This window comes from Burkholderia diffusa (assembly GCF_902499115.1).
In the GTDB taxonomy this organism is placed as follows: Bacteria; Pseudomonadota; Gammaproteobacteria; order Burkholderiales; family Burkholderiaceae; genus Burkholderia; species Burkholderia diffusa.
The window spans coordinates 47,327-72,360 of the sequence record NZ_CABVPN010000011.1 but is presented as its reverse complement, the minus strand read 5'-3'; the positions used below and the strand labels follow the sequence as shown (position 1 = coordinate 72,360).

Annotated in this window: 20 protein-coding genes; 3 read left to right on the top strand and 17 right to left on the bottom strand. The window is 66.5% G+C overall.

Going from position 1 to position 25,034, the window contains the following annotated elements:
• Positions 1 to 397: 397 nt before the first annotated feature.
• The 4 genes from BTE28158_RS12865 to BTE28158_RS12850 form a co-directional block, all read right to left on the bottom strand.
• Positions 398 to 892: an RICIN domain-containing protein gene (locus tag BTE28158_RS12865; RefSeq protein ID WP_151051102.1), complete on the bottom strand. Its 495-nt coding sequence runs from the start codon at positions 890 to 892 to the stop codon at positions 398 to 400.
• A 281-nt stretch (positions 893 to 1,173) separates the two neighbouring features.
• The gene (locus BTE28158_RS12860; RefSeq protein ID WP_124628042.1) at positions 1,174 to 2,640 is read right to left on the bottom strand and encodes a glutamate synthase subunit beta; all 1,467 of its coding nucleotides are present in this window, start codon (positions 2,638 to 2,640) and stop codon (positions 1,174 to 1,176) included.
• Between the two features lie 85 nt (positions 2,641 to 2,725).
• Positions 2,726 to 7,429 carry a glutamate synthase-related protein gene (locus tag BTE28158_RS12855; protein WP_151051100.1) on the bottom strand — a complete coding sequence of 1,568 codons (4,704 nt, stop codon included), beginning with the start codon at positions 7,427 to 7,429 and terminating at the stop codon, positions 2,726 to 2,728.
• Positions 7,430 to 7,717: 288 nt separating this feature from the next.
• Positions 7,718 to 8,431: a transposase gene (locus BTE28158_RS12850; protein WP_027783329.1), complete on the bottom strand. Its 714-nt coding sequence runs from the start codon at positions 8,429 to 8,431 to the stop codon at positions 7,718 to 7,720.
• A gap of 192 nt (positions 8,432 to 8,623) precedes the next feature.
• On the opposite strand from BTE28158_RS12850, the gene BTE28158_RS12845 reads away from it, so the two are divergent.
• Entirely contained in the window at positions 8,624 to 9,355 is a 732-nt protein-coding gene (locus tag BTE28158_RS12845; RefSeq protein ID WP_151051098.1) for an OmpW/AlkL family protein, read from the top strand.
• Positions 9,356 to 9,519: 164 nt separating this feature from the next.
• Here the strand turns inward: BTE28158_RS12845 and ugpQ are convergent, their stop codons facing one another.
• From ugpQ to BTE28158_RS12785, 12 genes are all read right to left on the bottom strand, one after another.
• On the bottom strand, positions 9,520 to 10,284 hold the full coding sequence (gene ugpQ, locus BTE28158_RS12840; RefSeq protein WP_174919911.1) for a glycerophosphodiester phosphodiesterase: 765 nt from the start codon (positions 10,282 to 10,284) through the stop codon (positions 9,520 to 9,522).
• Positions 10,285 to 10,312: 28 nt separating this feature from the next.
• Entirely contained in the window at positions 10,313 to 11,398 is a 1,086-nt protein-coding gene (locus BTE28158_RS12835) for a sn-glycerol-3-phosphate import ATP-binding protein UgpC (protein ID WP_059599795.1), read from the bottom strand.
• A 32-nt stretch (positions 11,399 to 11,430) separates the two neighbouring features.
• Positions 11,431 to 12,276: a sn-glycerol-3-phosphate ABC transporter permease UgpE gene (ugpE, locus tag BTE28158_RS12830; protein WP_059599794.1), complete on the bottom strand. Its 846-nt coding sequence runs from the start codon at positions 12,274 to 12,276 to the stop codon at positions 11,431 to 11,433.
• Positions 12,273 to 13,157 carry a sn-glycerol-3-phosphate ABC transporter permease UgpA gene (gene ugpA / locus BTE28158_RS12825; protein ID WP_059599892.1) on the bottom strand — a complete coding sequence of 295 codons (885 nt, stop codon included), beginning with the start codon at positions 13,155 to 13,157 and terminating at the stop codon, positions 12,273 to 12,275. Before ugpA ends, ugpE begins: the two co-directional genes overlap by 4 nt.
• Positions 13,158 to 13,257: 100 nt before the next feature.
• Complete coding sequence (gene ugpB / locus BTE28158_RS12820; protein ID WP_124614644.1) at positions 13,258 to 14,592, bottom strand: sn-glycerol-3-phosphate ABC transporter substrate-binding protein UgpB; 1,335 nt, start codon at positions 14,590 to 14,592, stop codon at positions 13,258 to 13,260.
• Positions 14,593 to 14,682: 90 nt separating this feature from the next.
• Positions 14,683 to 15,891, bottom strand: a complete 1,209-nt coding sequence (locus BTE28158_RS12815; RefSeq protein ID WP_151052085.1) for a deoxyguanosinetriphosphate triphosphohydrolase — start codon at positions 15,889 to 15,891, stop codon at positions 14,683 to 14,685.
• A gap of 41 nt (positions 15,892 to 15,932) precedes the next feature.
• Entirely contained in the window at positions 15,933 to 17,012 is a 1,080-nt protein-coding gene (gene aroB / locus BTE28158_RS12810) for a 3-dehydroquinate synthase (RefSeq protein ID WP_059599791.1), read from the bottom strand.
• Entirely contained in the window at positions 17,009 to 17,563 is a 555-nt protein-coding gene (locus BTE28158_RS12805; RefSeq protein ID WP_082728862.1) for a shikimate kinase, read from the bottom strand. The genes aroB and BTE28158_RS12805 overlap by 4 nt, the downstream gene beginning before the upstream one ends.
• 40 nt (positions 17,564 to 17,603) lie before the next feature.
• A complete protein-coding gene (locus BTE28158_RS12800) occupies positions 17,604 to 19,247 on the bottom strand; it encodes a type IV pilus secretin PilQ (protein WP_174919909.1) in 1,644 nt (547 codons plus the stop codon).
• Positions 19,244 to 20,113 (bottom strand): pilus assembly protein, encoded by an 870-nt coding sequence (locus tag BTE28158_RS12795; protein WP_151048389.1) that lies wholly within the window; start codon positions 20,111 to 20,113, stop codon positions 19,244 to 19,246. Before BTE28158_RS12795 ends, BTE28158_RS12800 begins: the two co-directional genes overlap by 4 nt.
• Complete coding sequence (locus tag BTE28158_RS12790) at positions 20,110 to 20,745, bottom strand: fimbrial protein (RefSeq protein ID WP_174919907.1); 636 nt, start codon at positions 20,743 to 20,745, stop codon at positions 20,110 to 20,112. The genes BTE28158_RS12795 and BTE28158_RS12790 overlap by 4 nt, the downstream gene beginning before the upstream one ends.
• On the bottom strand, positions 20,742 to 21,665 hold the full coding sequence (locus tag BTE28158_RS12785; protein ID WP_151048390.1) for a type IV pilus biogenesis protein PilM: 924 nt from the start codon (positions 21,663 to 21,665) through the stop codon (positions 20,742 to 20,744). Before BTE28158_RS12785 ends, BTE28158_RS12790 begins: the two co-directional genes overlap by 4 nt.
• A 225-nt stretch (positions 21,666 to 21,890) precedes the next feature.
• Between BTE28158_RS12785 and BTE28158_RS12780 the strand changes: the two genes are divergently transcribed.
• Complete coding sequence (locus BTE28158_RS12780; RefSeq protein WP_108064679.1) at positions 21,891 to 24,278, top strand: penicillin-binding protein 1A; 2,388 nt, start codon at positions 21,891 to 21,893, stop codon at positions 24,276 to 24,278.
• Between the two features lie 82 nt (positions 24,279 to 24,360).
• On the opposite strand, the gene cyaY is transcribed toward BTE28158_RS12780, so the two are convergent.
• Entirely contained in the window at positions 24,361 to 24,687 is a 327-nt protein-coding gene (gene cyaY, locus BTE28158_RS12775) for an iron donor protein CyaY (protein ID WP_059599785.1), read from the bottom strand.
• Positions 24,688 to 24,723: 36 nt separating this feature from the next.
• Here cyaY and lptM point away from each other — a divergent pair, with 36 nt between their 5' ends.
• Positions 24,724 to 25,005, top strand: a complete 282-nt coding sequence (gene lptM, locus BTE28158_RS12770) for an LPS translocon maturation chaperone LptM (RefSeq protein ID WP_124628070.1) — start codon at positions 24,724 to 24,726, stop codon at positions 25,003 to 25,005.
• The last annotated feature ends 29 nt before the right edge of the window (positions 25,006 to 25,034 follow it).

Genomic DNA, 25,034 nt, shown 5'->3' with positions numbered 1-25,034 from the left:
GTGCATGCCCGGGGCTTGGGTGATGCCCCGGATCCTTGCTCTTTGTCGCACGGTGCGCCAGGCTCGGCGAGCAGCGATCCCGAGCGGAAATGCCGTAGCGGGCGAGTCGCGATCTTTGACAACCGAAAACAGTCGCAATAGTGAATCGCCAAACAGAAATGGCGTTAAAAAACGAAACTATGCTTTAAGCAGTTTTCCCCACCCATTAATCACGACTACCCCTCTAGAAACGCCCAATCCCGAAAAATAGAAATAACCCGGGTGAATCCGATGCAGTTTATTGCGATACCGGTTGATTGCCGTAAAAGAATTCACCCGTCGACGACGCGCATGCGTCTGAGTCGGTCGGCGCGGGTCGCCGCGGGGATCCTCTGCCCGCGGCGCCCGCAAACAATTCTTATGCTCGTAGCGATTGCGGCGCTCTTTCGGCGACTGCCTGGAAGGCATGAACCGGCGTCCATTGTTGTGCTTGGGTGCCGTTGTACGGGAATGCCCAGACGAGGTTGTTGGCCTGTCGACTATCGTAATGATCGTCGATCACGAGGCCGGTGTTGGCGAGTGATGTGATGTAACCAGGGCGAATGGAGATGCTCCACCGCTGCGAAGGCGCTCCCGTGAACGGGCGCAGGACCAGCGGCGTTTCGGCGGCGACCTTGCCGTCCGCGAAATCGACCGCCAGCTTGCCTCCGCCGTTCAAATCGCTGAAATCCAGAATGATGAAGCCATGGGTGGGATCGTAGTCCCACAGGGTCTGCACATTCGGGTCGGTGAAGTAGCGAAGTTGCACCGGGGCATTCGGGCCGATCACGCTGCCGTCGGTATTGTTCTGGGCAACACCGAGGACGCGCGTCGGATCCTGCGCAAACTGAAACGACATCGATATATACGCCATGATTTTCTCCAAAGGGTGTGAAAACCAGACCGTTCAATATGCCCGAATTAATCGGACAAAAATCACTATAGGTGGCAGCAGACCCCGATTCAACGTCTATTTGGAGATAAATATCGATATTTTTGTTTTTATGAATGGTCGATTTAATTGATGCCGAATAAATTGATGGCTGTTCACGGAAAATCCCCGCCAACCCAGTCGTCTCAGGCTCGCGCCCCATAAAAAAACGGGCGTCCTTTCGGACGCCCGGTTTTCTTCGAAACCCGCTCGCGCGCTTCAGCTTAGCGCGGCAGTTCCGAATGCCCCATCAGGTACGCGTCGACCGAGCGCGCGCACTGGCGGCCTTCGCGGATCGCCCAGACGACGAGCGACTGGCCGCGGCGCATGTCGCCAGCTGCGAACACCTTGTCGACCGACGTGTAGTACGAGCGATCGCCTTCGGTCGCCGCACGCGCATTGCCGCGCGCATCCTTCGCGACGCCGAACGCGTCGAGCACGGGCGCTGCCGGCTGCGTGAAGCCCATCGCGAGCAGCACCAGGTCGGCCTTCATCTCGAACTCGGAGCCCGGCACTTCCTGCATCTTGCCGTCCTTCCACTCGACGCGCACCGCGATCAGCTTCTCGACCTTGCCGTTCTTGCCTTCGAGACGCTTCGTCGCGACCGCCCAGTCACGCTCGCAGCCTTCCTCGTGCGACGACGACGTGCGCAGCTTGATCGGCCAGTACGGCCACACGAGCGGCTTGTTCTCCTCTTCGGGCGGCTGCGGCAGCAGCTCGAACTGCGTGACCTGCTTCGCGCCGTGACGGTTCGACGTGCCGACGCAGTCCGAACCGGTATCGCCGCCGCCGATCACGATCACGTGCTTGCCCTTCGCGAGCAGCTGGTCGGTGAGCTTGTCGCCCGCGTTCACACGGTTCTGCTGAGGCAGGAAGTCCATCGCGAAATGCACGCCGGCCAGCTCGCGGCCCGGCACCGGCAGGTCACGCGGCGTTTCCGAACCGCCCGCGATCACGACCGCGTCGAACTCTTCCTTCAGCGTGTCCGGCGAGATGGTTTCCTTCGCGAGGCTGCCGATCGATTCGGGCAGCGGATCCTTGCCGATGAACACGCTGGTGCGGAACGTCACGCCTTCCGCTTCCATCTGGCGCATGCGGCGGTCGATCAGCCACTTCTCGAGCTTGAAGTCGGGAATCCCGTAACGCAGCAGGCCGCCGATCCGGTCGTTCTTCTCGAACACCGTCACGTCGTGGCCGGCGCGCGCGAGCTGCTGCGCGGCCGCGAGGCCCGCGGGGCCGGAACCGACGACCGCGACCTTCTTGCCCGTCTTGTGCTCGGCCGGCAGCGGCTTCACCCAACCTTCCGCCCAGGCCTTGTCGATGATCGCGTGCTCGATCGACTTGATGCCGACCGGGTCGTTGTTGATCCCGAGCGTGCACGCCGCCTCGCACGGCGCCGGGCAGATGCGGCCCGTGAATTCCGGGAAGTTGTTGGTCGAGTGCAGGACTTCGATCGCCTGCTGCCAGTCCTGGCGGTAAACGAGATCGTTGAAGTCCGGAATGATGTTGTTGACCGGGCAGCCGTTGTTGCAGAACGGGATGCCGCAATCCATGCAGCGCGCGCCCTGAACCTTCGCATCCGCGTCGGTCAGTGCCGCGACGAATTCCTTGTAGTGCTTCACGCGCGTGAGCGGTGCTTCGTACGCCTCGTGGCGGCGTTCGAACTCCAGAAAACCGGTTGCCTTGCCCATAAGGTGCTCTTCTGTTCGGTGTATCGGGTGGGGGAGCCGCGCGCGGCAATCATGCGCGCGCGGCATTCGCTATGTCGTTCGTCGCTCAGGCGGCCAGCACTTCCTTCGCCGCCTTCTTCGCACCGATCTCGCCCAGCGCGCGCTTGTATTCGTGCGGGAACACCTTCACGAACTGGCGGCGCGCCGCGTCCCAGTTTTCCAGCAGCGACTTCGCGCGCGGCGAACCCGTGAACTGGAAATGACGCTCGACGAGCCCCTTGAGCAGCGCTTCGTCCGTCGTGCCCGCATGCCAGAGCGCGCGGTCGACCGTGCGCTCCTGCTCGGCCTGCTGCAGCACCGGCTCGAGCGCGACCATCGACTTGTTGCACTTCGCCGCGAACGTGCCTTCCGGATCGTAGATGTACGCGAGGCCGCCCGACATGCCGGCCGCGAAGTTGCGCCCCGTCTCGCCGAGCACGACGACCGTACCGCCCGTCATGTATTCGCAGCCGTGGTCGCCCGTGCCTTCGACGACCGCCGTCGCGCCCGAGTTGCGCACGCAGAAGCGCTCGCCCGCCACGCCGCGGAAGAAGGCTTCGCCTTCGATCGCGCCGTACATCACCGTATTGCCGCAGATGATGTTTTCCTCGGACTTGCCGCGGAAGTCGTTGGTCGGTCGGATGATGATCCGGCCGCCCGACAGGCCCTTGCCGACGTAGTCGTTGCCGTCGCCGACGAGGTCGAGCGTCACGCCCTTCGCGAGGAACGCGCCGAAGCTCTGGCCGGCCGTGCCCTTCAGCTGGATGTGCACCGCGTCGTCGGCCAGGCCGTCATGGCCGTGCTTCTTCGCGATCACGCCCGACAGCATCGCGCCGACCGTGCGGTTCACGTTGCGCACCGGCTGGATGAACGACACATGCTCGCCGTTCTCGATCGCGGCCTTCGCCTTCTCGATCAGCACGTGGTCGAGCGCGCGCTCGAGGCCGTGGTCCTGCACGTCGACGTGACGCGGCGCGACGTCCTCGCACTCTTCCGGCTGGTAGAACACGCGCGAGAAGTCGAGGCCCTTCGCCTTCCAGTGCTCGATGCCCTTGCGCGTATCGAGCAGGTCGGCGCGGCCGATCAGGTCGTCGAACTTCGCGATGCCGAGCTGCGCCATGATCTCGCGCACTTCCTCGGCGACGAAGAAGAAGTAGTTCACGACGTGTTCGGGCTGGCCCTTGAACTTCGCACGCAGCACCGGATCCTGCGTCGCGACGCCGACCGGGCACGTGTTCAGGTGGCACTTGCGCATCATGATGCAGCCTTCGACGACGAGCGGCGCCGTCGCGAAGCCGAATTCGTCAGCGCCGAGCAGCGCGCCGATCACGACGTCGCGGCCCGTCTTCATCTGGCCGTCGGCCTGCACGCGGATGCGGCCGCGCAGGCGGTTCAGCACCAGCGTCTGCTGCGTTTCGGCGAGGCCGAGTTCCCACGGCGTGCCGGCGTGCTTGACCGACGACAGCGGCGATGCGCCCGTGCCGCCGTCATGGCCGGCGATCACGACGTGATCGGCCTTCGCCTTCGCGACACCGGCCGCGACCGTGCCGACGCCCACTTCCGACACCAGCTTCACCGAGATGCTCGAGCTCGGGTTCACGTTCTTCAGGTCGTGGATCAGCTGCGCCAGATCCTCGATCGAGTAGATGTCGTGGTGCGGCGGCGGCGAGATCAGGCCGACACCCGGCACCGAGTAACGCAGCTTGCCGATGTATTCGGACACCTTGTGGCCCGGCAGCTGGCCGCCTTCGCCCGGCTTCGCGCCCTGCGCCATCTTGATCTGGATCTGGTCGGCCGACGCGAGGTACTCGGCGGTGACGCCGAAGCGGCCCGACGCGACCTGCTTGATCTTCGAGCGCAGCGAATCGCCGTCCTTCAGCGGAATGTCGCTGACGATCTCGTCGCCGATGACCGACTTCAGCGTCTCGCCCGACTTGATCGGAATGCCGCGCAGTTCGTTGCGATAGCGCTTCTCGTCCTCGCCGCCTTCGCCGGTGTTCGACTTGCCGCCGATCCGGTTCATCGCGATCGCGAGCGTCGCGTGCGCTTCGGTGCTGATCGAACCGAGCGACATCGCGCCGGTCGCGAAGCGCTTGACGATGTCCTTCGCCGGCTCGACGTTTTCGATCGGGATCGCCTTGGTCGGCTCGACCTTGAACTCGAACAGGCCGCGGAAAGTCATGTGCCGCTTGGTCTGGTCGTTGATCAGGTGCGCGTATTCCTTGTACGTCTGGTACGAGTTGCTGCGCGTCGCGTGCTGGAGCTTCGCGATCGAATCCGGCGTCCACATGTGGTCTTCGCCGCGCACGCGGTATGCGTACTCGCCGCCCGCGTCGAGCATGTCGCGCAGGACCGGGCTGTCGCCGAACGCGTCGCGGTGCAGGCGGATCGCTTCTTCCGCGACTTCGAACAGGCCGATGCCGCCGACCTTCGACGCCGTGCCCTTGAAGTACTTCTCGACGAGGTCGCTCGACAGGCCGAGCGCTTCGAAGATCTGCGCGCCCGTGTACGACATGTACGTCGAGATGCCCATCTTCGACATCACCTTCTGCAGGCCCTTGCCGACCGCCTTCGTGAAGTTGTAGACGGCCTTCTCCGGCGACAGGTCGCCCGGCAGGCCTTCGGCCATCTTCGCGAGCGTTTCCATCGCGAGGTACGGGTGCACGGCTTCCGCGCCGTAGCCCGCGAGCAGCGCGAAGTGGTGCGTCTCACGTGCCGAGCCCGTCTCGACGACGAGGCCCGTGCTCGTGCGCAGCCCTTGCTGGACGAGGTGCGTGTGGATCGCCGACGTGGCGAGCAGCGCCGGAATCGCGACATGCTCGGCGTCCGTCTTGCGGTCCGACACGATCAGCATGTTGTAGCCCGACTTCACCGCGTCGACGGCTTCCGCGCACAGCGACGCGAGGCGCGCCTCGATGCCTTCCTTGCCCCAGGCCACCGGATAGCAGATGTTCAGCTCGTATGCGCTGAACTTGCCGCCCGTGTACTGGTCGATCGCGCGGATCTTCGCGATGTCCTTGAAGTCGAGCACCGGCTGCGACACTTCGAGACGCATCGGCGGGTTGATGTTGTTCGTGTCGAGCAGGTTCGGCTTCGGGCCGATGAACGACACGAGCGACATGACCATGTTCTCGCGGATCGGGTCGATCGGCGGGTTCGTGACCTGTGCGAAGAGCTGCTTGAAGTAGTGATAGAGCGTCTTGTTCTTGTTCGACATCACCGCGAGCGGCGAGTCGTTGCCCATCGAGCCGACGGCCTCTTCACCCTGCTGCGCCATCGGCGCCATCAGGAACTTCAGGTCTTCCTGCGTATAGCCGAACGCCTGCTGGCGGTCGAGCAGCGCGGCGCCCTGCGTGCGGCCGGCCGCGACGTCCTCGGCCTTCGGCTCGATCTCGTCGAGCTTGATGCGCACGGCGTCGATCCAGCTCTTGTACGGCTTAGCGTTCGCGAGGTTGTCCTTCAGTTCCTTGTCGTCGATGATGCGGCCGTGTTCCATGTCGATCAGGAACATCTTGCCCGGCTGCAGGCGCCACTTCTTGACGATCTTCGATTCGGGGATCGGCAGCGTGCCGGCTTCCGACGCCATGATGACGAGGTCGTCGTCCGTGACGATGTAGCGCGCCGGGCGCAGGCCGTTGCGGTCGAGCGTCGCGCCGATCTGACGGCCGTCCGTGAACGCGATCGCGGCGGGACCGTCCCACGGCTCCATCATCGCGGCGTGGTATTCGTAGAACGCGCGGCGGTTCTCGTCCATCAGCGTGTGCTGTTCCCACGCTTCCGGGATCATCATCATCACCGCGTGCACGAGCGGATAGCCCGCCATCACGAGCAGTTCGAGACAGTTGTCGAACGAAGCCGTATCCGACTGGCCCGGATAGATCAGCGGCCAGAGCTTCGGCAGGTCGTCGCCGAGCACGTGCGACGCGATCGCGCCGGTACGCGCGTTCAGCCAGTTCACGTTGCCCTTCACGGTGTTGATCTCGCCGTTGTGCGCGATCATCCGGTACGGGTGAGCCAGCTCCCACGCCGGGAACGTGTTGGTCGAGAAGCGCTGGTGCACGAGCGCGAGCGCCGACACGACGCGCGAGTCCTGCAGGTCGCGGTAGTACACGCCGACCTGGCCAGCCAGCAGCAGCCCCTTGTAGACGACCGTGCGCGCCGACATCGACGGCACGAAGTATTCCTTGCCGTGCTTGAGCTTCAGCGCCTGGATACGGTGGCTCGCGGTCTTGCGGATCACGTAGAGCTTCCGCTCGAGCGCGTCCGTCACCATGATGTCCTTGCCGCGGCCGATGAAGATCTGGCGGATCAGCGGCTCGCTCGCCTTGACCGTCGGCGAGATCGGCATCGCGTGGTCGACCGGCACGTCGCGCCATCCGAGCACGACCTGACCTTCAGCCCGCACCGTCCGCTCGAGTTCCTGCTCGCATGCGAGACGCGATGCGTTCTCCTTCGGCAGGAAGATCATCCCGACCCCATATTCACCGGCCGGCGGCAGCGTCACGCCCTGCTTCGACATTTCCTCGCGATAGAACGCGTCCGGAATCTGGATCAGGATGCCGGCGCCGTCGCCCATCAGCGGATCGGCACCGACCGCGCCGCGGTGATCGAGGTTCTCGAGGATCTTCAGACCCTGCTGAATGATCTCGTGGCTCTTCTTGCCCTTGATGTGAGCGACGAAACCGACGCCGCAGGCGTCGTGTTCGTTTTGCGGGTCGTACAGACCTTGTGCGGCGGGCACCGCGGCGAGCGGCTGCTGGTGGTCGTTCATGGGGACACCGTCGTAAAGGGGCCTCGAGGGCCGTTGAACCATTTTGTGTTGCCGTCGATCCCGCTCCCGACGGGAGACGGCACGGCCGACGGTGGTTGGGCGAGCTTCACCCGGGCCACCGGAATTCGGAATATACGCGACGAATCAAAGGAATAGCAACAAAAACCGCTTGATCGAACCCCAATTAAACGCATGCTTCGATCTGGTGCCGTTTTATTGGGGCCGTATCGTATTGGTGCAAAAAGAAGCGGCGCCCGCGGCGCCGCCTCGTGATCCGCCTTTCCCGTGTTACTGCTGGATCGGCGGGGTGTTTTCACGCACCTTTCTGGGGCGTCCGCGCGGCAGCGGCGATACGCGGCGGTTCGCGGTACGCGCCGCCCATTCACGATAGTTCTCGCCGCCGAGCACCCAGCCCTTCAGCGTCGCCTGCTGCAGCTGATCAGCCTGCCGCTCGTCGAGCGGCTGCTCGCACAGCTCCTTGTACGCGCGCTGACGGTCGAACGGCGTGTTGCCGAGCGCCCAGTAGAGCGGATGGTCGGTGATCAGGCTGTCGACGGTGAGCCCGACGTGATGCCGGTAGCTCGACCACCGATAGGCCTCGGGCGTCGCGACCAGCTGCGAGCGCACCGGGCTCATCTCGACCACGCGGCTCGCGAGGAGGAAATAGCGTTCGCCTTCGATCACCGTCGCGCGATAGCGGCCTTCCCACAAGGTGCCGCGACGCGAATAACGTCGGTTGAAATGCGCGACGTAGCGGCGGCCGACCGCCTGCATCGCCTTCGGCAGGCTCGCCTCGTCGCTGGGCGTCACGAGGAGCTGCACCTGGCGCGGAAGCAGCACGTAGGCATGCACCGAGAGGTGATGATCGCGTGCCGCGGCCTTCAGGCAATCGATGAAGAGTTCGTAGTCCTGGTCGTCGACGAACGCAGGTTGCTGATCCAGGCCGCGCAGTATCACGTGCTGCGGCTGGTCGGGAACGTAGAGTCGTGCTAACCGTGCCATGCTGAATGTCCGTTTGAACGCGTTAGGAAATACCCGGAGGTCCGAAATTGCGCACCTGCGTAGAATGCCTGTCCCGGCGGGCGCGGAAACGTACGGTCGTACTAATCTTAGGGTGAAAACTCTAACTTACGAGCTTGTTTGGTTTTAAACGCAGTCGTCATAATGAGCACGCCTTAGATCGGAGGAGACACAATGAAACGAAAACTGGCCATTACGGGGGCTGCAGCGCTCGCATTCACGTTTGCGGGCGGTACGGCACAAGCACAATCCGCAGGTGATTTCTACGTCAGCACCGGTTGGTTCCACCTTTCGCCGCAGGACAGCAGCGACCCGCTGTTCGTCTACGGCGTTGGCGGCACGCCCATCAACCAATCGATTCCCAACACCGGCGCCGGCATCAGCGACGCCGATACGCTTGGGCTCGCAACGGGCTACTTCGTCACCGACCATATCTCCACCGAGCTCGTCATGGGGATACCGCCGAAGTTCGACATCACCGGCAAGGGTCAGTTCGAAAGATTCGGCGTACTCGGCCGTGCGTACCAGTGGAGCCCCGCCGTATTGCTTCGCTACCACTTCAACGACGCCAACGCGAAGTTCCGCCCGTATGTCGGCATCGGCGCAACGTACATCTGGTTCACCGGCGCGAAGATCACGAACAGCAGCTTCGAGAACGGCGTGCTCGGCGGCCCGACCAGCGCCACGACCAGCAACCAGTGGGCGCCCGTCTTCAACGCCGGCTTCACGTACAACTTCACGAAACACTGGTTCGCGGGCCTGTCGCTCTCGTACATCCCCGTCAGCGTGACCGCGACCTTCACGACGGCTCGCCGGACGCCGGTCGGCACCCTGACGGAAACGTCGAAGGCCCACATCTCGCTGAACCCGATCGTCACGTACCTGAACGTCGGCTACCGTTTCTAAGCGTAGTCGAATATTTGGGGAATGGTTAATCCTGCTGCAATTTGTAGCGGATTTTTCGTGACGTAACGTCTCCTCGATGCAAAACGCCCCGGCGGAAATCCCGCCGGGGCGTCGTTTTTTTGTCTCAGGGTCTTCCCGCATCCACCATCGCGCGGGACGGGTCGCTACGCAATGTCGTCCAGTGCATCGGGGCCGATCAGGTCGATTCGGTCCGTGCAGACCGCATCGACGCCCCAGCGCACGAGTTCGCGCGCCCGGGCGAGGTCGTTGACCGTGTAGACCAGGATGCGCAGCCCGGCCGCCTTGATCGCGCGCACGAGCGGTTCGTCGAGTTCCTTGTGGTTTGCATGCAACGATACGCAGCCGAGCGCGCCGACGACCTGCGCGTGCCAGTCGTCCGGCACCGCCTCGTACAGCATCCCGCGCGGCAGCGCCGGGGCGCTCGCGCGCGCCTGTTGCAGCGCGTCGAACGAGAACGACGACAGCAGCGGCAGCACGGCCGCGCCGTGCCAGTACGCGGCCGCATCGGCCGCCACCCGCTGCCCCGTGTCGCGCTCGCGGCCCGGGCACGGCTTGATCTCGACGTTCGCCGCCATCCCGTGCGCGATGCAGCGCGCCGCCGCCGCCTCGAGCGTCGGCATCCGCTCGCCCGCGAACCGCGCGTCGAACCAGGCGCCGGCGTCGAGCGCGGCCAGCGCCGCATAGCGCATGCCCGCCGCCGGCCCGCTGCCGTTCGACGTGCGGTCGACCGTGTCGTCGTGCAGCAGGAAACTCACGTCGTCGGCGGACAGCTTCGCGTCGAACTCGACCATCCGGTGACCGCGCCGCGCGCCTTCGTCGAACGCGGCGAGCGTGTTCTCCGGCGCGAGCGTGCCGCCGCCGCGATGGGCGACGACGCGCGGATAGGGCCAGTCGGTACGGGAAGTCATCGTGCGCCTCGCAGCAGGTCCGTCAGGGTCAGCCGGCACGCTTGCCGGTCTCGGGATCGAAGAAATGCAGCCGGTGCGCGGGCAGCGCGGCGCCCAGCGCCGTGCCGCGCGCGGGACGATCCGCGTGCGGCAGCCGCACCGCGACGTCGTGGTTGCCCCAGCGGCCGTGCGCGAGGTTGTCCGCGCCGAGCAGCTCGCACGAGTCGACCGGCAGCGAGGCCTGCGCGACGCCCGGCTGCGGCGTCATGTGCTCCGGCCGCACGCCGAGCACCCAGTCGCGCCCGGTGGCGATCGTGGTGCCGATGCCGGGCGCGCTGGCGACCGGCAGCGCCGGACCGCCGCCCGCGACCGTAAACGTCGCGCCATCCTCCGACAGCCGGCCGTGCATCAGGTTCATCGCCGGCGAGCCGATGAAGCCCGCGACGAACACCGTCGCCGGTTTCTCGTACACGTCGACCGGCGCGCCGATCTGCTCCGCATAGCCACGGTTCATCACGATCACGCGCTGCGCGAGCGTCATCGCCTCGATCTGGTCGTGCGTCACGTACACGCTCGTCGTCGCGAGCCGCGCATGCAGCCGCTGGATCTCGAGCCGCATCTGCACGCGCAGCTTCGCGTCGAGGTTCGACAGCGGCTCGTCGAACAGAAACACCGACGGCTCGCGCACGATCGCACGCCCCATCGCGACGCGCTGCCGCTGGCCGCCCGACAGTTCGCGCGGCCGCCGCGCGAGCAACGGCTCGAGTTCGAGGATCTTCGCGGCCGCGGCCACCCGCGAGTCGATCGTCGCGCGCTCGATGCCGCGGATCTTCAGCCCGTAGCCCATGTTCTGCGCGACCGTCATGTGCGGATACAGCGCATAGTTCTGGAACACCATCGCGATGTCGCGATCCTTCGGCTCCAGCGCGTTGACGACGCGATCGCCGATCGCGATCTCGCCGTCCGTCACCGTCTCGAGCCCCGCGATCATCCGCAGCAGCGTCGACTTGCCGCAGCCCGACGGGCCGACCAGCACGATGAATTCGCCGTCGGCGATCTCCACGTCGATGCCGTGCAGCACGTGCTGCTTGCCGTCGTAGGATTTCCTGACGCCCTTCAAGCTCAGCGCAGCCATACTTGGTCCTTCTCCCGGTTGCCGTCCGTGGTTCATTTCTCGGAATCGACGAGGCCGCGCACGAACCAGCGCTGCATCGCCAGCACGACGACGAGCGGCGGAATCATCGCCAGCAGCGTCGCCGCCATTACGTATTGCCATTCAGTCGCGGCGTCACCGCTCGCGATCATCGTCTTGATGCCCACCACCGCCGTCGACAGCGACGCCTCGGTCGTGATCAGGATCGGCCACAGATACTGGTTCCAGCCGTAGATGAACGTGATCACGAACAGCGCCGCGATGCTCGTCTTCGACAGCGGCAGCACGACGTCCCGGAAAAAGCGCAGCGGCCCCGCACCGTCGATGCGCGCGGCGTCCATCAGTTCGTCGGGCAGCGTCATGAAAAACTGGCGGAACAGGAACGTCGCGGTCGCCGATGCGATCAGCGGCAGCGAGAGCCCGGCGTAGGTGTTCGTCAGGTTCAGCGTCGACACGACCTGCACGGTCGGGAATATTCGCACCTCGACCGGCAGCATCAGCGTGATGAAGATCAGCCAGAACGCCGTGTTGCGGAAGGGGAAGCGGAAATAGACGATCGCATACGCGGACAGGATCGACACCGCGATCTTGCCGACCGCGATGCCGAGCGCCATCACGAAGCTGTTGACGAGCAGCCGGCCGAACGGCGCCGTCGTGCCGCCGCTGCCGTGCCCCCAGATGTAGGCGATGTTCTCCAGCAGGTGCGTGCTCGGCACCAGCGACAGCGGGATCGTGAACACTTCCTGCGCGTTCATGGTCGCCGCGCAGAACGCGACATACACCGGGAACACGATCAGCACGACGCCCGCGATCAGCACCGCGTGGCAGAACAGGTCGAAGCCCTTGCGATTTTCGATCATGCGTATTGCACCCTGCGTTCGACGAAACGGAACTGGATCACCGTCAGGCCGACGACGACGATCATCAGCACGACCGACTGCGCGCCCGAGCTGCCGATGTCGAGGCCCTGGAAGCCCTCCGTGAAGATCTTGTAGATCAGCGTCTTGGTGCTTTGCGCGGGGCCGCCCGCGGTGGCCGCGTCGATCACCGGGAACGTGTCGAAGAACGCATAGACGAGGTTCACGACCAGCAGGAAGAAGCTCGTGGGCGACAGCAGCGGCAGCACGATGTGGAAGAAGCGCCGCACCGGCCCGGCACCGTCGATCGCCGCCGCCTCGATCAGCGAGCGTGGGATCGCCTGCAACCCCGCGTAGAAGAACAGGAAGTTGTAGCTCACCTGCTTCCACACCGACGCGAGCACGACGAGGAACATCGCCTGGCCGCCGTTCAGCGCGTGATTCCACACGATGCCGCCCTTCGCGAGCGCATAGGTGACGAGCCCGATGCTCGGGTTGAACAGGAACGCCCACAGCACGGCCGCGATCGTCGGCGCGACCGCATACGGCCAGATCAGCAGCGTGCGGTACACGCGCGCGCCGCGGATCACGCGGTCGGCGCAGGCGGCGAGCAACAGCGACACGACGAGCCCGCTGACCGTGACGAGCGAGCTGAACACCAGCGTCGTGCGGAACGAGTCGAGGTACAGCGGATCGGCGAACAGGCGCGCGAAATTCGCGAAGCCGACGAATTCGCTCGACGTGCCGAACGCGTCCTGCATCTGCGTGGACTGCCACAGCGCGACGCCGGCCGGCCACAGAAAGAATACGGCGGTGATCGCGAGTTGCGGCGCGATCAGCAGGTACGGCAGCAGGCTCGCGCCGAAACGGGAACGGGATTGCATCGCGGGCATCCGGTCAGGCGAAACGGGAAAGGAACCGCGCCGCCGGCCGCGCGCGTCGCATATGCGACGCGGCGACCGGCGACACGCACGCGATGCGGGATCAGCCGCCCGACTTCTCGAAGCGGCGCAGCAGTTCGTCGCCGCGCGAGGCCGCCGAGTCGAGCGCGTCCTTCGGCGACTTCTTCTGTGCCCAGACCTGCTCCAGTTCCTCGTCGACGACCGTGCGGATCTGCGGCATGTTGCCGAGGCGCAGCCCCTTCGTGTAAGGCAGCGGCGGCTTGTTCATCATCTGCTTGATCGCGGTTTCCGCGCTCGGGTTCTTCGCATAGAAGCCCTGCTGGCGCGTGAGGTCGTACGCGGCCGTCGTGACCGGCAGGTAGCCCGTTTCCTGGTGCCACTTGGCGGCGATCGGCGGCGAGGCCAGGAACGCGAGGAATTTCGCGACGCCCTTGTAGGTCGCCGGATCCTTGCCGGCCAGCACCCACAGGCTCGCGCCGCCGATGATCGCGTTCTGCGGCGCACCCTTCACGTTCGCGTCGTACGGCATCATGCCGGTGCCGTAGCTGAACTTCGCGAACTTCTGCACGTTCGCGAGCGCGCCCGACGACGTCGTCAGGATCCCGCAGTCGCCGCTGTAGAACTTCGCGGACGCTTCGTCCTTGCGGCCCGCATACGTGAACGTGCCGTCCTTCTGCATCTGCTGCAGGAACGCGATGTGCGCGATCTGCTGCGGCTTGTTGAATTCGAGCGCCGCGTCGGTGCCGTCGAAGCCGTTGTTGCGGCTCGCGAACGGCAGCGCATGCCACGCGCTGTAGTTTTCGAGCTGGATCCAGCCTTGCCAGCCGGTCGTGAAGCCGCACGCCATCCCGGACTTGCGCAGCTTCTCCGCGTCGGCCTGCACGTCGGCCCACGTCTTCGGCGGCTGGTTCGGATCGAGCCCGGCCTTCTTGAACGCATCCTTGTTGTAGTACAGCACCGGCGTCGAGCTGTTGAACGGCATCGACACGAGATGGCCCGTCTTCGCGTCGCTGTAGTAGCTCGCGATGGTCGGCACGAACGCCTTTTCGTCGAGCGGCACGCCGGCCTGCTTGAACACGTCGTAGACGGGCACGACGGCCTTCTTCGCCTGCATCATCGTCGCGGTGCCGACTTCATAGACCTGGAGGATCGCCGGCGCGTTGCCGCTGCGATAGGCGGCGATGCCCGCCGCGAGCGCCTGATCGTAGGTGCCCTTGAAGACCGGCACGATCTTGTAGTCGCCCTGCGATGCATTGAACTGCGCGGCGAGCTCGTTCACGCGCTCGCCGAGCGCCGACTCCATCGCATGCCAGAACTGGATCTCCGTCACGGCGAACGCCGCATGCTGCATACCGAACATGAGCGCGCCGCCCAGCGCGATCGAGCGAACCACGGTCCCCGCAGGCTTCTTCTTCATCGACCTCTCTCCTATGAAAACGTTACCAACAGCGTGTGCAACATTCCCGTCGCCATTGAACCGGCGAAGTCTAGTGATCGTTTGTGACAGTCAGTTGTCGTTGATGACGAACAGGCGCTGATATTCCTTCAGCGCGAAGCGGTCGGTCATGCCGGCGATGTAGTGCGCGACGAGGCGCGGCTGCTGCGCTTCGTCGTCCGACTGGTATGGCGGCGGCAGCAGGCGCGGATCGTCGATGAACGCGTCGAACAGCCCCGTGACGACGCGCTGCGCCTTGTTCGCCATGCGCATCACCTTGTAGTGGCGATACAGGTTCTTGAACAGGAAGCGCTTGAGGGCCGCCGCCTGCGCGGCGATCGCCTCGCTGTGCGCGACGAGCTGCGGCGCGGCGCGCACGTCGTCGAGCGACGCGGGCGCGACACGCGCGAGATTGCGCGTGGTCTCGTCGATGAGGTCGACGATCAGCGTGTTGATGATGCGGCGCACCGTCTCGTGGACGAGGCGGCGACCTTCCAGATGCGGGAATTCGGTGAGCGCGGCGTCGTAGTGGCGCTGCCACAGCTCGACTTCGGCGAGCTGCTCGATCGTGATCAGGCCGGAGCGCAGGCCGTCGTCGACGTCGTGGTTGTTGTACGCGATTTCGTCCGCGATGTTCGCGAGCTGCGCTTCCAGCGACGGCTGGCGCCCTTGCAGGAAGCGCTCGCCGAGCGCGCCGAGCTTGCGCGCGTTCTCGCGCGAGCAGTGCTTGAGGATGCCTTCGCGCGTCTCGAAGCACAGATTCAGGCCGTTGAACGCGCCGTAATGCTCCTCGAGTTCATCGACCACGGCCAGGCTCTGCAGGTTGTGCTCGAAGCCGCCGTGCTCGCGCATGCACGCGTTCAGCGCGTCCTGCCCGGCATGGCCGAACGGCGTGTGACCGAGATCGTGCGCGAGCGAGATCGCTTCGACGAGATCCTCGTTGAGCCGCAGGTTGCGCGCGACCGAACGCGCGATCTGCGCGACTTCGAGGCTGTGCGTGAGACGGGTGCGGAAGAGGTCGCCTTCGTGGTTGACGAAGACCTGCGTCTTGTATTCGAGCCGGCGGAACGCGGTCGAATGAACGATACGGTCGCGGTCGCGCTGGAATTCGGTGCGCGCCGCCGGCGGTGTTTCCTGATGGCGGCGGCCGCGCGACTGCGACGCGTGGGCGGCATACGGAGCGAGATGGGCTTCCAGCGCCGCCAGCGTCGGCGGCTCGGCCGGCGCCGCGACGGATGCGCTGCCGGCTTTGGACGGTTTGCTGCTGGATGTCTCGCTCACGTCTCCTCCATGTCAGGGGCGCCGGGGCATCCGGGGCGCCGTTACCGGGTCGTCTGCGCCAGGGTGGCGAACACGGCTTCGTCGGGCGCCTGGGTGATCAGCGTATCGCCGAATCGCTTCAGCAGGATGAACTTGATCGCGCCGGCTTCGGCTTTTTTGTCGACGCGCATCAGCTCCATGTAGCGCGCATCGCCGAGTGCCGGCCCGCGGACCGGCAGGTGCGCGGCGGCGATCACCGCATCGAGCCGCTGCCGCGACGCTTCGTCGAGGAGGCCGAGCCGCACCGACAGGTCGCCCGCCATCACCATCCCGCAGCCGACCGCTTCGCCGTGCAGCCACTCGCCGTAGCCGAGCCCGGCCTCGATCGCATGGCCGAACGTATGGCCGAAATTCAGGATCGCGCGCAGCCCGCCTTCGCGTTCATCGGCCGCGACCACGCTCGCCTTGATCTCGCACGAGCGCTTCACCGCATGCGCGAGGGCGGCCGGCTCGCGGCGGTTAAGCGCATCGACGTTCGCCTCGATCCAGTCGAAGAATGCCGCATCGGCGATCGCGCCCGTCTTGATGACCTCGGCCACGCCGGCCGCCAGCTCGCGATCGGGCAGCGTGGTCAGCGCGCCGATATCGGCGATCACGGCCTGCGGCTGGTAGAACGCGCCGATCATGTTCTTGCCGAGCGGGTGGTTGATGCCCGTCTTGCCGCCGACCGACGAATCGACCTGCGACAGCAGCGTCGTCGGCACCTGGATGAACGGCACGCCGCGCATGTAGCACGCGGCGGCGAAACCGGTCATGTCGCCGATCACGCCGCCGCCGAGTGCGACGAGTGTCGTCTTGCGATCGGCGCGCTCGGTCAGCAGGCCGTCGAAGATCAGGTTCAGCGTTTCCCAGTTCTTGTAGGCCTCGCCGTCCGGCAGCACGACCGTCGAGACGCGCTTGCCGAGCGGCGCGAGCGCCGCGCGCAGCGCATCGCCGTAGAGCGGATCGACCGTCGTGTTCGTGACGATCGTGATCGACGAACCGGTGATGTGAGGAGCGAACAGCTCGGTGCGGCCGATCAGGCCGGCACCAATGTGAATCGGGTAGGCGCGGTCGCCCAGATCGACGTTGACGGTAATCATGCTTGTAGCGGCTTGGCGACGACGCCTGCCAGTTCGAGTTGCATCAGCACCATGTTGACGAGGCCGTTGACCGACGGACGGCCGGTCTCGATGATGAAGTCCGCGCATTCGCGGTAAAGCGGATCGCGTACTTCGTAGAGCGCTTCGAGACGCGCCTTCGGATCGTCGGTCTGCAACAGCGGGCGGTTCTTGTCCTTGCGCGTGCGCAGCCACAGATCGTGCGGATTGGCGCGCAGATAGATGACGATGCCGCTGCCTTTCAGGCAATCGCGATTTTCAGGGCGCAGCACCGCGCCGCCGCCCGTCGCGAGCACGATGTTCTCGCGCTGCGTCAGATCGGCGATCACCTGCGATTCGCGGTCGCGAAACCCGGCCTCGCCCTCCATCTCGAAGATCACCGGAATGCGCGCACCCGTGCGGGCCTCGATTTCGTGGTCGGAGTCGAAGAACGTCCTGTCGAGCCGGCGCGCGACCGCACGGCCCACGGTGGTCTTACCCGCTCCCATAAGGCCGACGAAAAATACGTTTGCGTGTGGGTCCCGCGCTTGCAACGGCTTCCTCTGCTTGAATCTTGCTGGTGTGTGGCGCAGCTTACTGGCAAAGCGGCTGCCTTGTCGAGCCTGCACCACCGGCTTCCGGCCCCGCTTTTCCCGCATCCGCGTCGCCCGCGCCGGCCGTTTCGCAACGCGCGCCGACGACCGTCGGCGTGATGAAGACGACCAATTCGTTACGCTGGTCGCGCCGCGCACGGTGCCGGAAAAGCGCGCCCAGAACCGGTATTTTGCCCAAGAGCGGCACCCGCGTCACATCGTCCCGGTTCAACTGCTCGTAAATCCCGCCGATGGCGACCGTTCCGCCGTCCTCGACCTCGACACGCGTCTGGACGTGCTTCGTATGAATCGCCGGGCCGGCGGCCGTCGGCTCGCCGATGCTGTCCTTCGTCACGTCCAGGTCGAGCACCACGCGCCCGTCGGGCGTGATCTGCGGCTCGACCTCGAGCTTCAGCGTCGCTCGGCGGAACTGCACGCCGCTCACGCCGTTGCCGACTTTCGCCTGGTACGGCAGCTCCGAGCCCTGTTCGACGATCGCCTTCACGCGATCGGCCGTCACCACGCGCGGGCTGGAAACGATCTGGCCCCGGCCCTGCGCCTCGAGCGCGCTCAATTCGACGTCGAGCACGCGGCTGAGCGGCGCTGCGAACAACGTGAAGCCGGCCGTCGCCGCCTCGAAGCCGCCGAGCGGTCGCGCGGCCAGGTCGAGCGCGTTGCGCGTGTCCGTCGCGGGCGCCGCCCCCTCGGCTGCGGGGGCCCGCCCTTGGGCGCGCAGCGCGACGCGAGCCCCGAGGTTGCGCGAGAACCCCTGTTCGCCCTCGACGATGCGCGCCTCGATCCGGACCTGCCGCGACGGCCGGTCGATCGCGTCGATCAGGCCCGCGATCTGCTCGATGCGCGGCGCCAGGTCGGTGACGAACAACAAGTTCATGCGCGGATCGGCCGCCGCGGCGCCGCGTTTCGACAGCAGGCGCTGGCCGGTCGCCCCCGCCAGCAACCGCTGCACGTCCTGCGCACGTGGGTAATGCAGCGCGAAGGTTCGGCTCGCGAGCGGCTCCAGCTCGGCCGCACGTGCGTGCGTTTCGAAGCGCTCGCGCTCCCGCGCGGCAAGTTCGGCCGCCGGAGTGACCCAGATCACGTTGCCGCGCCGGGACATCGCCAGCCCGTGCGTGTCGAGCAACGTATCGAACGCATCGCGCCAGCGGACATTGTTCAGACGTAATGTCACGGTACCGCGCACCTGCTCGCCGACGATGATGTTCAGCCCGGTGAATCGCGCGAGCGCGTCGAATGCGGCCGCGAGCCCGGCGCCCTGCAGATTCAGCGAGATTCGACGCGCGTCGTCCGCATCGCCGGGGTGCCGCGCCGCGGCGTCGCTCATGCGCACCGGCGGAGGCAATGGAATCGGCGGCCCTTCCAGCTGGGGCACCGGTGCCGCAGTGTCCGCCCGAAGTACCGCGTGCGCCGCTTGGTCGAACGGCTGCGGACCATCGTGCGCGGGCGCGTCACCGCCCACGCCGTCCGCGCCATCAGGCGCGCCCTGCGGCAGCGGCGTCTCCTCGGCGTACGCCCGTATCGATCCGATCGGCCAGCCGGCCGGCGGCAAAGGCGGTAGCGCCGCATCCACGGTGGCCACGCTCGATCCAGCCCAGAATGCGATCACCCACCATCCGTACTTCGTCATGAGTGGTCTCCGTCGTCCACGACGAACCGGCGTGCGCCATCGGCCGTCGCGACCGTCACGGCACCGGCATCGACGCTCACCACACGCGACACCCCGAACACCTCGCCCGGCGCGACGGTCGCGAATGCGCCATCGCCGGCGTCGAACAGCGCGAGCCCGGTGCGTCCGTCGCGAATGGTGCCGGCCAGACGCGGCGGCGTATCGTCGGCTACCGTCGGCGAACCGGCGTCGCCGAATGGATCGTCGCTCGGCGCACCGGCAAGCACCGCCTCCGCGCCGTCCGGAACGCGGGCCCCCGACAGCGCCGGAAACACGTCGATCGTCATGTCCACCCGCGACCCGGGCGGTTTCCTCTCGATATGCAGCCCCGACGGCACCACCAGCGCGGGGAAACTCGCCAACGCGCCCATCAGGCGCAGCAGTGCCGGAAAACCGCCGTCCGCGACGATCCGTACCGTGCGCCGGCCATCCGGCGCTGCATCGTCAGTGCGCCGCGGTTCGATCGACACAACCCGCAGTCCGCTTCCTCGGACCAGGTCAGCCAGCTCCAGCATCAGCGCGGGCCACCCTGGCGCAGGCGGCGAGTTGGCGGCGCGCCCGGCAGGCGTGCCCATATCGCGCCGCGGCGCGGCGGCCGCGAGCAGCCGTTGTGCGTCGGCGGCCCGTATCTGCGCCGTTGCCAGCAACGCGCGACTGCGTGCGAGTCCGCTTCCATCGACGGCACTCATCAGATGAATGCCACCCACCATCACGACCGCGAATGCCAGCGCGCAACCAACGGCGTGCACTGCGGCAGGCGACATCCGCGTCACGCGGCCGAACCACTCGACACCGTCAGGCATGGACCGATGCACGATCGCCGTCATGCGCCGCCTCCCGTTGCCTTCTGTCGCGGCGGCGCGTCGTGCCAGCGCACCTGCACGGAAAAACGGAACGGCGCGGCCGAACCCGGGACCGACGTGGCCGACGCCGGTGTCAACGCACCGATGTCGAATCGCCAGTCGCGCTGCTCGGCCGCGATCCGCGCGAGCCACCGCGCGGCCGTCCGGTAACTCGTCGCGCGCGCGTCGAGCTCGGCACCGGACGATGTCGTACGCAATGCGTCGAGCCGAACGGTGTCGTCGCGCACCAGCGCCAGCGTCGCGAGCAGTCCGGCAACGCGCCGGTAAGGCCCGGCCAGGACGACTGCCCTCGCATCGCGTTGCGCGAGATCGGCTGCCGCGCCGGCGGTGCGCCGTGCGGCATCGACCTGCGGCTGCAATTGCCGCAACCGCGCCTCCACTCGCGTGCGCTCGGCATCCACGCGCCATCGCCATGCTGTCGCCGCCCCTGTCCAGACACAGGCCCCGAGTGCGCCGAGCACGATCGCCGCCCCGCATTGCGTGGCGCGGCGCCGCCGCAGCGCCTGCGCCAGCCGCTCACGGTACGGCAGCAAATTGAAGCCGCCGAGCGCGGCATGGCTGGCGGCAGCGCGCCCGAACCCCATATCGGCCATCATTCCCACACCCCGCGCAGCGCCAGCCCGATCGCGAGGGCAAACGCCGGACCGCCCGGCGCGCCGGCGGGCTCGCACGGCAGCCCGTCCCATCCGGAGCAGTCGAACGGCACCACGGCCACCCCGAGCGCATCGCCGATATCGGCGGCCGACGTGCCGCAGCGGCCGATGCAGCGCTCGTCGCCGGCCACGAGCACGCAGCGCACCGGCTCGAATACGCACTGGCGCAATGCGTCAGGCAACGCCGCCTGCACGTCGCCGGACAGCGCGAGCACCGGCGCGGCGATCGCGCCGTCAATCCGCCAGCCGCGCACGCCCGTGTCACCGAACCAGAATGCGGCATACGGGCCGTGTGCGTCAGGCTCGAACTGCGCGGCATAGCGCAACGCGCGCAGTGCGGCAGCTGACTCGCCGTCGACGGCCGTCAGATCGATGCCAGCCTGCGCGGCCACGTCGATCCGCCGCTCGAGCAACGCCTGCGGCGCCACGGCGACCGCAATCTCGCCCGGGCACGCATCGTCGTCCTGCCGCCAGTCGAACGCGAGGTTGTCGGGTGCCAGCCCCGAGATCCGTTCGGCCGCCTGCCGGGCGGCGTCCGCGATGTCGTCGCGTCCGGCCAGATCAAGCGTCGCGGTCTGCATCTCGTCATCGCGCAGCGCCATCACGCCGCGTGCGTCGCAGCACACACCCGCCGCCGACAGCCGCGACACGGCCGCCGCCAACGCACGTGCCACCGCAGCCCAGCGCGCGTCCTCCGGCCCACCTGCCAGTCCGACCGGCTCCCGCTCGAGTCCTTCGACCCGAACATCCGCAGCCCGGCCGCGCCGGCTCAGCACGGCCACCCTCACCTCGTCCGCCCCGACGTCGATGCCCGTCGAACGGTGCCTGCCCGGCGCGAACCGCGCCGCCCATCGTCCTGCCATTCCAGCCTCCCGCGATCGTTGCGGCCCACGCCGCGTTTCCGATGCCTGATTCTGCAAAGCGCCGCGCGCACCCGACAGTCGGCCGGACGGCCAGTCGTGACACAAGCGGCCGCGCGGACGCCATACTGGCGGCACCGCGATCCGCCGCGTTCCGGCCGACGCCCCCCCGCGCCAGGACCGTCTTACCGGGCAGCTATAATCGCGGGACTGTTTTCCGGTATGCCTATGCAATCCACGTCTCCTACGTCCCCGCCTCCCGCGCCCGAGCCGAAGAAGCGATCCTGGTGGCTGAAAGTCCTGATCGGCGTCGCCGCGATGTGCGTGGCCCTCGTCGTGGCCGGCGGCCTCGTGCTCGGCTACGCGCTCGTCGTCGCGTGGCCGAACATGCCGTCGCTCGAAGCGCTGACCGACTATCGTCCGAAGGTACCGTTGCGGATCTATACGTCGGATCACGTGCTGATCGGCGAATTCGGCGAGGAACGCCGCGACATCGTCCATTTCAAGGACGTGCCCGACTCGCTCAAGAAGGCGATCCTCGCGATCGAGGACGCGCGCTTCTACGATCACGGCGGCGTCGACCTCACCGGCATCGCCCGCGCCGGCTTCGTCGCGCTGACGAATGGCCATGCGTCGCAGGGCGCGAGCACGATCACGATGCAGGTCGCGCGCAACTTCTTCCTGTCGAGCGAAAAGACCTACACGCGCAAGATCTACGAGATGCTGCTCGCGTACCGGATCGAGCGCGCGCTGACGAAGGATCAGATTCTCGAGGTCTACATGAATCAGATCTATCTCGGTCAGCGTGCGTATGGCTTCGCGAGCGCGGCGCGCGTCTACTTCGGCAAGGACCTGAAGGACATCACGCTCGCGGAAGCGGCGATGCTCGCGGGGCTGCCGAAGGCGCCGTCCGCGTATAACCCGGTCGTCAATCCGAAGCGCGCAAAGGTGCGCCAGGAATACATCCTGCAGCGGATGCTCGAGCTGAACTTCATCACGCGCGAGCAGTACGATGAAGCCGTCGCGCAGCCGCTCGTCGTCAAGGGCGCGGGCCGCGAGTTCAGCGTGCACGCCGAGTACGTCGCGGAAATGGTCCGGCAGATGATGTACGCGCAGTACCGCGAGGAAACCTATACGCGCGGCTTCAATGTCGTCACGACGATCGACTCCGCCGACCAGCAGGTCGCGTACACCGCGCTGCGCAAGGGCATCATGGATTACGAGCGCCGCCACGGCTATCGCGGGCCGGAAGGCTTCATCGAGCTGCCGGCCGGCGCCGATGACCGCGAGCAGGCGATCGACGACGCGCTGCTCGAGCACCCCGACAACGGCGAACTGGTCGCGGCGGTCGTCACCGCCGCAACCCCGCGGCAGATCACCGTCGCCTTCATCGACGGCAGCAGCGCGACGATCGAAGGCGACAACCTGCGCTTCGCGTCGGGCGCGCTGTCAGCCAGCGCGCAGCCGAACCGCCGCATCCGTCCGGGCGCGATCGTCCGGGTCTCGAGGAACGACGCAGGCAAGTGGGCGATCACGCAGTTGCCGCAGGTCGAAGGCGCGTTCATTTCGATCGTCCCGCAGGACGGCGCGATCCGCTCGCTCGTCGGCGGCTTCGACTACAACAAGAACAAGTTCAACCACGTCACGCAAGCGTGGCGGCAACCGGGTTCGTCGTTCAAGCCGTTCATCTACTCGGCGTCGCTCGACAAGGGCCTCGGACCGGCCACGGTGATCAACGACGGCCCGCTCTATTTCAGCGCCGCGGAAACCGGCGGCCAGCCGTGGGAGCCGAAAAACTACGGCGGCGGCTTCGAAGGCCCGATGTCGATGCGCACTGCGCTGCAGCGCTCGCGCAACCTCGTGTCGATCCGGATCCTGAACCACATCGGCACGAAGTACGCGCAGCAATACATCACGCGCTTCGGCTTCGACGCCGACCGCCATCCGGCCTATCTGCCGATGGCGCTCGGCGCGGGCCAGGTGACGCCGCTGCAGATGGCCGGCGCGTACTCGGTGTTCGCGAACGGCGGCTTCCGCGTGAATCCGTACCTGATCGCCGAAGTGACCGATCCGAATGGCGCGATCGTCGCTCGCGCGCAGCCGCTCATCGCCGAGCAGAACGCGCCGCGCGCAATCGACGCGCGCAACGCGTACGTGATGAACAGTCTGCTGCAGAGCGTCGCGCAGCGCGGCACCGGCGCGCGCACCAACGTGCTGAAGCGCACCGACCTCGCCGGCAAGACCGGTACGACGAACGATTCGCACGACGCATGGTTCGCCGGCTACCAGCACACGCTCGCGGCGATCGCGTGGATCGGCTACGACAACCCGCGCAGCCTCGGCGATCGCGAAACCGGCGGCGGCCTGTCGCTGCCGGTCTGGATCGACTACATGGGCGCGGCGCTGAAGGGCGTGCCGGAGTTCAAGCCGACGATGCCGGACGACGTCCAGGCGCTCGGCAGCGAGCTGTACTTCACCGAGTTCACGCCGGGACACGGCTTCGTATCGACGGTCGGCGTGCCGCAGGCGCCGGCGGTGCAGAACACCGACGAACCCGTACCGCACGTCGACGAGCAGGAGAAGCAGGACATCATGAACCTGTTCCGCGGCCATTGACCCGCATGGCCCGAGCATGAAAAAAGCGCCCCGCAGGGCGCTTTTTTCTTGTGCTTCGATCCGGCGTATCGGGTGCCGGGCGTTACGCGCCGAACGTGATCGGCAGGCCGGCCTGCTGCGTCGCGTAGTCGGTGAGCGCCGCGAAGAACTCGGCGCCCGTGCGCGTGTCGCGCCATTCGCCGTCCACGAAACGGTAATGGAATCCGCCCGCCTTCGCGGCGATCCACAGTTCCTTCATCGGCGGCTGGAGATTGATGATGATCTTCGAGCCGTTCTCGAACGTCAGCGTCAGCACGCTGCCGTTGCGCTCCAGATCGATGTCGTGATCGCCATCGTTCGCGGCATCCACGGTACGTTCGACGGCCGCCAGCACGGCCTCGGCACGGGCCAGGTATTCAGTATCGGACATGCTAAACTCTATCGGTTAAATTGTTCAGGGACGATCATGCGAGTCGTTTTCCGGATGAGCGCGATTGTAGCGGCTTTGGCGATACTTGCCGGCTGCGGTCAACGCGGCCCGCTCTATCTGCCCACCGTGCCGCCGTTGCCGGCGAAGCCCATCCAGCAGCAGGACACGCCGCCGTCGGACGTCATGCCGACCGATGAAAACGCGTCGTCCGAGAGCATTCCCGATTCTTCCGGCACGCCGCTCACGCTGTCGCCGGAACTGTCGAGCGATGCGTCGAGGGCCGCGACGCCCGCATCCGGTCCGGCTGTCGCGCAGTAATCGCACACCGCCACTCGCGCGGCTCCGTT